The sequence below is a fragment of the Terriglobales bacterium genome (genome assembly GCA_035543055.1).
GTDB lineage: Bacteria > Acidobacteriota > Terriglobia > Terriglobales > Acidobacteriaceae > JAIQFD01.
Genome location: DATKKJ010000252.1, coordinates 1 through 6,602, shown reverse-complemented (window position 1 = coordinate 6,602; position 6,602 = coordinate 1). Strand labels below are relative to the sequence as shown.

Here is a 6,602-nt window from a genome sequence, read left to right as displayed (position 1 = left end):
GGCACCGACCGCTGCCACGTGCTCGAAGATCCCTGGCGCGACCAGGCGCTGCCCCTGCATTTCGAAGATGCGGAAGGAGCCGCGCGCCAGGTCCTCGATTTCTCGGCGCGGACTCCCATCCATGCCGTGGTTGCCGTCGGCGATCGTCCTACGCCCACCGCCGCCCGCGTCGCTGAGGCGCTTGGTCTGCCCGGGCATCCGCCCGAAGCCGCTGACCTCTGCCGCGACAAGTATCGCTCGCGCGAGCGCCTGAAAGCCGCCGGCCTCCAGGTACCGGCTTTCCAGCGCTTCCACGTCGAAGAAGATCCGGCAGCCATCTTGCCGGGCGTCACCTTTCCTTGCGTGGTGAAGCCCATCGCGCTTTCCGGCAGCCGCGGCGTCATCCGCGCTGACACGCCAGAAGAATTCGTCGCCGCCTTCGATCGTGTGCGCCGTCTGCTTTCGGCCGGCGACGTCAAAGCCCTGCGCGAGGAGACCAGCCGGTTCATCCAGGTGGAGGAGTACATCGCCGGCGCCGAAGTCGCGGTCGAAGCCCTGGTCGAGCGCGGACGCCTGCACATTCTCGCCATCTTCGACAAGCCCGATCCGCTCACTGGGCCCTACTTCGAGGAGACTATCTACGTCACCCCCTCGCGCCACGCGGCCCCACTGCAGGAAGCGGTGACCCGCGCCCTCGATGCCTCGGTCCGCGCCCTCGGCCTCGCTCACGGCCCGGTGCACGCCGAATTCCGCCTGGGCGCCGCCGGCGTGTATGTCATGGAAGTCGCTGCCCGCTGCATCGGCGGTCTTTGCGCCCGCGCGTTGCGTTTCAAGTTCCCCCTGGTCAAACAGGAGATGTCGCTGGAGGAGGTGCTCATCCGCCTGGCGCTGGGCTATGAGGTCCACCGCGTGCTGCGCGAAGACCGCGCCTCCGGCGTGATGATGATCCCGATCCCCAAGGTCGGCTTCTACGAAGAGGTGCGTGGCTCGCAGTACGCGCTCGGCACTCCCGGCATCGTGGACCTGGAGATCACCGCCAAGCCGCAGCAGAAGCTGGTGCCCTTGCCCGAAGGTTCCAGCTACCTCGGCTTCCTCTTCGCCCGCGAGCGCACTCCGGAACTGGTGGAGCAAGCCCTGCGCGACGCCCATGCCAAGCTGGAATTCGTGATCGCCCCCGAACTCCTCATTGTGAAGTAGCCCCCATTCTTATTTCCCAGTGTCATCCCGAACGGGCTTCAGCCCGTGAGGGACCTGCTTTCTCCAAGAAGAAAGCGCGGCCGGGGGCGGCCGCGCCACGTGGTCTTCGAGGGTCCCTATTGCTTCGTCTTCGGAGGCACGTACTCCGGCGGCAGCGCCGCGCCCTCCCCGAAGAAGTACTGCTCCATCTGCTGCACGATGAGCTCCTGGTCCTTCTTGTTGGCCGGGTTCAGCCGATACTCATTGAGGATCATCTTGCAATGTTCGCCCCACATCTTCCACGCCTCGGCGGACACGTTCTCGTAGATCTTCTTCCCCAGGTCGGTATCGAACGGGGGCTCGTCCAGCCCGGGCATCTCCCGCTGGAACTTCACGCAGAAGACCTTGTGCTTGCTATCGCTGCCTGCTTCCGGCGGGACCTGCGGCGACCCACAGCTCATGATGGCTCCTTCCTCACGAACTCTTATGATACCGCAGGGCCCTCGGCGCCCACGAACAGCACAAGAAAGGGCAGCCGCAAGGGCTGCCCCGTATTCATCCATTTGCTAATGGCCTATGGAATGGCTGCTCCCGCTGCGCAGCTCTGGATGGCTCCCTTCGCCGCGCCTTTGAACAGTCCCGCGCCCTTCAGCACGTCCGTCAGGTGTGCCACTCCGCTGACGAACTCGCCATGGTTCTTCGACTGCGCCCCGATGTTCTTGATCAGGTCGGAAATGGTGCAGCCGTTGGTGAACAAGGTGTTGGGCAAGCCCGAATTGCAGCTGCCCACCTTCACCGTCGCACTCAGGTCGGAACCCAGGCACTGATCGTCACCCTCATCCGACACCATGTCGAGGGTGGACTTGCGGCTTTACAGGTCTAGCTCCATCCGCACCACGTCCTCATCGATCCGGGAGACCACGCGGAACCCCAGCTTCTTGTTCACCGCACGCATCTCCAGGTTTTCCGGCAGCACGGTTGAGAGCACCCGCTTCAATCGTTCCGCCTTGGCCACCTCCAGGCTGCGGCGCACCAGCTCGGTCCCCAGCCCTTTGCCCTGCACCTCATCCAGCAGGACCACCGCCGATTCCGCGGCGTCGACGCCGTGCAGCTTGCTCAGCCGGGTCACGCCGACGATCTCCGGCTCGTCGGTCGCCAGGTCCCTGCGCTCCGCCACCAGCGCCATCTCCCGGTCGTAGTCGATGAAGCAGATGCGCGTCATGCGCTCGTGCGACGTCCGGGTCGAGAGCTTCATCGGCTGGAAGTAGCGCAGGTACACGGTGCGCGCCGAGAGTTTCTGGTGGAACTTCACGATTAGCGGCTCGTCCTCCGGACGGATCGGCCGGATGCACACCTTCTGCCCGTCCTTCATCGTCCAGCCGCCGACGTACTGCATCGGATACGGCCGGACCGCGGGGCGTGGCAGCTGCTGCTCCGTCATCTCCGGCCCGTGCAACACCACCCGCGCGTCCAGCGTCACCAGCCGTTCCGGCGACGCCAGCAGCGGGTTGATGTCGATCTCCCGGATCCACGGCTGCTCCACCACCAGCTGGCTGAAGCGCACCAGCAGCTCTTCCAGCGCCGTCAGGTCCACCGGTTTTCGCCCCCGTACCCCCTTGAGCGCGGTGAAGATCCTGGTCTGCTCCATCATGCGCCGGGCCAGTGTCGAATTCAGCGGCGGCAGTGCCAGCGCGCTGTCCTTGTTCACCTCCACCAGTTGTCCGCCGGCGCCGAACAGCAGCACCGGTCCGAACTGCGCATCCAGGCTGCTGCCGATGATCAGCTCGTAGCCCTCCAGCTTCACCATCGGCTGCACCGTCACACCCAGGAAATCCTGCGCGCTGGCGCGCTCGCTCACCCCGCGGCGGATCTCCTCGAACGCGGCGCGCACCGCCTCGTCGCTCCCCAGGTTGAGCTGCACTCCTCCGACGTCGGTCTTGTGCGTGATGGTCTCCGACAACAGCTTGACCACCACCGGATACCCCAGCTCGCGCGCGATCCGGACCGCTTCCTCGGGATTCTCAGCCACCTCCGTCCGCACCGTCGGGATGCCGTACGCCTGCAGCAACTGCTTCGATTCGTGCTCGGTCAGGAGGGTCCGGCCGCTGCCGTGCGCATGCTGTACGATGCTCGCCGCCGTTCCCCGGTCGGGTGGCTCCCCCGTGCTCGCCATGCTCGGCGTCTCGTACAGCCCGCGCAGGTTGTAGGTGTAGCGCCACATGTAGTTGAAGGCCCGGGCCGCGGTGTCGGGATAGGGGAAGGTCGGGATCCCGATGCGGTTCAGGATCTCCTCCCCGTGGGCCACGTCGGCGCCTCCCATCCAGCTCGCCAGCACCGGTTTCCCGGTGGAGTTGGCGTAGGGCTTGAGCTGTTCCGCGATGGCCGTGGGATTGGTCATCCCCTGCGGCGTCAGGACCACCAGGATGCCGTCGGTGTTCGGGTCCTTCGCGGCGATCTCCAGCGCTTTGGCGTACCGCTCCGGCTCGGCGTCGCCCAAAATGTCCACCGGATTGTTGTGGCTCCAGTGCGGCGGCAGGAATTGGTTGTAGGCCGCGATGGTCTCCGGCGTCAGGTCCGCCAGCTGCCCGCCCAGCGCGATCAGCGCGTCGGTGGCCAGCACCGCCGGGCCCCCGGCATTGGTCAGGATGGTCAGGCGCGGGCCCCGCGGGCGCGGCTGCTTGGCCAGCACTTCCGTCATGTAGAAGATGTCGGAGATGGTGTTGACCCGCAGCACCCCGCTGCGCCGGAAGGCCGCGTCCAGCACCTCGTCGCTGCCGGTGAGCGCCCCGGTGTGCGAGGCCGCCGCCTTGGCTGCCGCCGCCGTCCGCCCCGCCTTGATCACGATCACCGGCTTGGTCAGCGACACTTCGCGCGCCGCCGACAGGAATGCTCGCGCGTCCCCCACCGACTCCATGTAGATCACGATCGCCTGGGTGCGGGTGTCGTCGCCGAAGTAGCTGATCAGGTCGCCCCACCCCACGTCCAGCATCGACCCCACGGAGACGAAGGCGCTGAAGCCCACCATCTCGCGCAGGCTCCAGTCCAGCACTGCGGTGCACAACGCGCCGCTCTGGCTGATGAAGGCCACGCTTCCCGGCCGTGCGATGGCCGACGCGAAGGTCGCGTTCAGCCCGGTGAGCGGGTTCATCACTCCCAGGCAGTTCGGCCCGATCACTCGCATGCGCCCGCGGATGTGCTCCGCGATCTGCCGCTCCAGCTCCTGCCCCGTCTCTCCGAACTCGCGGAACCCCGCCGAGATGATGATGCCCGCTGCCACCCCGGCGTCCGCGCACTCCTTCATGATGGCCGGCACCGTCGCCGCCGGCGTTGTCACCACCGCCAGGTCGGGCTTCTCCGGAAGCGACTGCACGTCGCGGTAGGTGCGGATCCCCAGCACGCTCGGCCGGTTCGGATTGATGGGGAACACCGTCCCCCCGAACGGCGTGCTCATCAGGTTCCACAGCACCGAGCGCCCTACACTGCCCTGCCGCTCCGTGGCCCCGATCACCGCCACGTTCTTCGGACGGAACACCGCGTCCAGCGGGTGCCCCTCGCTGCGTAAGAGGTCGTGCGCCGGATCGACGCTCGGCTTTCCGCTATTTTTTGCGGCGGGCTTGCTGGTCAGGGATTCCATAAGGACCTCGCAGCAGATGAACTAAGGGGACATTCTAGTCTTCGGCGCGGCCCCCCCGCCTGTGATGCCGGTCACGTCCGGCGACCGCCATTACAGCCTCGTGCACAATTGAGGATCCGCGAAAGGACTGGCCCGGCACTCGGCCGGGCCAGTGTTGTTGGATCCTCGGGATGGGTCACTCTCCGGGCAGAACGGTGATGATCCCATTCATCGGCGTGCCGAAGTTTCCGTTCGTGTCCTGGATGCCACCGTCGGGACCGGGCGCCACGGGCTGATGGTCATCGTCCAGGTGCGCGTGGAAGCGGCAGTAGTAGACGAAACTGACTCCTGACTCCCGACGCCTGACTCCTGAGGCAGGGGCTCGCTTTGTTGGGGCGCGCCTTCAGCCGCGCCATCACCTGTGTTCTTTATGGATTGTCATCCTGAGGGAGTCCCTTGAGGGACGACCGAAGGATCTGGGAGATATTCGCACTGACTATGCCGTCCAGCGTCGGGACGTCAGTCCCGACGCCCCGGTCAATCGTGGGTTTCTCGAGGTCCCACTGGGTACTGAGTACCGAGTACTGAGTACTTCCCCGTGACCGCCATCACAGCCGCCTGCCCTGCCTCTGCGCTATCCTGTGACCATGGGCCGTTTTGACCGCCTCTTCCATCCCCGCATGCGCGACGAGAAGCACCGTGGCGATTGGGCCGAAGCCGCCTTTAGCGCCAAAGCCATGGGGCAGGGCCTCACTGTCTGCCGGCCCATGGGTGAGAACGAGCCCTTCGACTTCGTCGTCTATAACGTCCGCCGCGCCATGAACCGGGTGCAGGTCAAGTCCGCCTGGAAGCGCTGGCGCGGCAAGTACCAGATCACCAGCGGCCGCGGCGGCTTCAAGCGCGCCGACATCGATTTCGTCGTGGTCGCCATCCCCGACGCCGATGTCTGGTACGTCATTCCCGTGGACGCCATCGCCGGCTGCAAGGGCGCCGCCTTCGCTCCCCACAACCCCAAGAGCAAGCGGAAATACGAGCAGTACCGCGAGGCCTGGCACCTGTTGACCGGCGACGAACCTGGCGCCTGGGCCCGCTACCAGCGCTTCACCATCCACGCCGGCACCGAGTAGGCGAAGCAAAAGCGCACACTTGTGCTAAGCCGATTTATCGCTCGTGGACCGCTCCTGAGGGGCAACTGGGCAACGGTTGCGTTCTTGTAGTTGCGCGGCGGACCATACATTATCGCCAGTTAGGCTAGAGGTCCCTTTTCCACATACTGCGCAACGCGCCGAGCGTGATGGGCAGGGCGCCGGCGAAGAGGAAGATCATGTCCCCCATCATGCGCAGCCATTCCAGCTTATGGTAGGTGCCACCCATCAGGAACGTCAGGCGGCGCGCGTGCCAATACCCGTTGGCGATGGAATCCCAGAGCTGGATTACTCCTCCGGGGAACAGATCCAGAATGATCATGAGCGCGAGGCCCACATTAGCACCCCAGAAGCCCACCCGGACGAACTTCTCCGTTTCCTTCCACGTGATGTCGGATTGCATTGCCCTTAGGCAGAAGACTAGGACTGCCAAGGCCAACATCCCAAAGACACCAAACATCGCGGCGTGGGCGTGATTGGCGGTGAGCGACGTGCCCACCTCGAAGTAGGACACGATCGGCAAGTTGATCAGGAAACCGAAGACCCCCGCGCCGACGAAGTTCCAGACACCCACGGCCATGAGGAAGTAGATGGACCACTTCTGGCTCCAGGCCAGATCGTGGCCGCACGCGGAACACTGCGCCTTTCTCAGCTTGATGAAATCCCATGCGTCCAGAGTCAGAAGCGTT

Annotated in this window: 6 protein-coding genes; 2 read left to right on the top strand and 4 right to left on the bottom strand. The window is 65.3% G+C overall.

Annotated features, from left to right (window positions below):
• Positions 1-1,176, top strand: a 1,176-nt coding sequence (locus tag VMS96_15870) for an ATP-grasp domain-containing protein (protein ID HVP44903.1), incomplete at its 5' end; no start/stop codon positions are given.
• 116 nt (positions 1,177-1,292) lie between these two features.
• Here the strand turns inward: VMS96_15870 and VMS96_15865 are convergent.
• From VMS96_15865 to VMS96_15855, 3 genes are all read right to left on the bottom strand, one after another.
• The gene (locus tag VMS96_15865; GenBank protein HVP44902.1) at positions 1,293-1,616 is read right to left on the bottom strand and encodes an oxidative damage protection protein; all 324 of its coding nucleotides are present in this window, start codon (positions 1,614-1,616) and stop codon (positions 1,293-1,295) included.
• Positions 1,617-1,729: 113 nt separating this feature from the next.
• Entirely contained in the window at positions 1,730-2,005 is a 276-nt protein-coding gene (locus VMS96_15860; protein HVP44901.1) for a hypothetical protein, read from the bottom strand.
• A gap of 21 nt (positions 2,006-2,026) precedes the next feature.
• Positions 2,027-4,789 (bottom strand): bifunctional acetate--CoA ligase family protein/GNAT family N-acetyltransferase, encoded by a 2,763-nt coding sequence (locus VMS96_15855; GenBank protein HVP44900.1) that lies wholly within the window; start codon positions 4,787-4,789, stop codon positions 2,027-2,029.
• Positions 4,790-5,415: 626 nt separating this feature from the next.
• Between VMS96_15855 and VMS96_15850 the strand changes: the two genes are divergently transcribed.
• The gene (locus VMS96_15850) at positions 5,416-5,895 is read left to right on the top strand and encodes a group I intron-associated PD-(D/E)XK endonuclease (protein ID HVP44899.1); all 480 of its coding nucleotides are present in this window, start codon (positions 5,416-5,418) and stop codon (positions 5,893-5,895) included.
• 124 nt (positions 5,896-6,019) lie between these two features.
• Here the strand turns inward: VMS96_15850 and VMS96_15845 are convergent.
• Positions 6,020-6,602 (bottom strand): cbb3-type cytochrome c oxidase subunit I (locus VMS96_15845; GenBank protein HVP44898.1); only part of this gene is annotated, 583 nt, incomplete at its 5' end.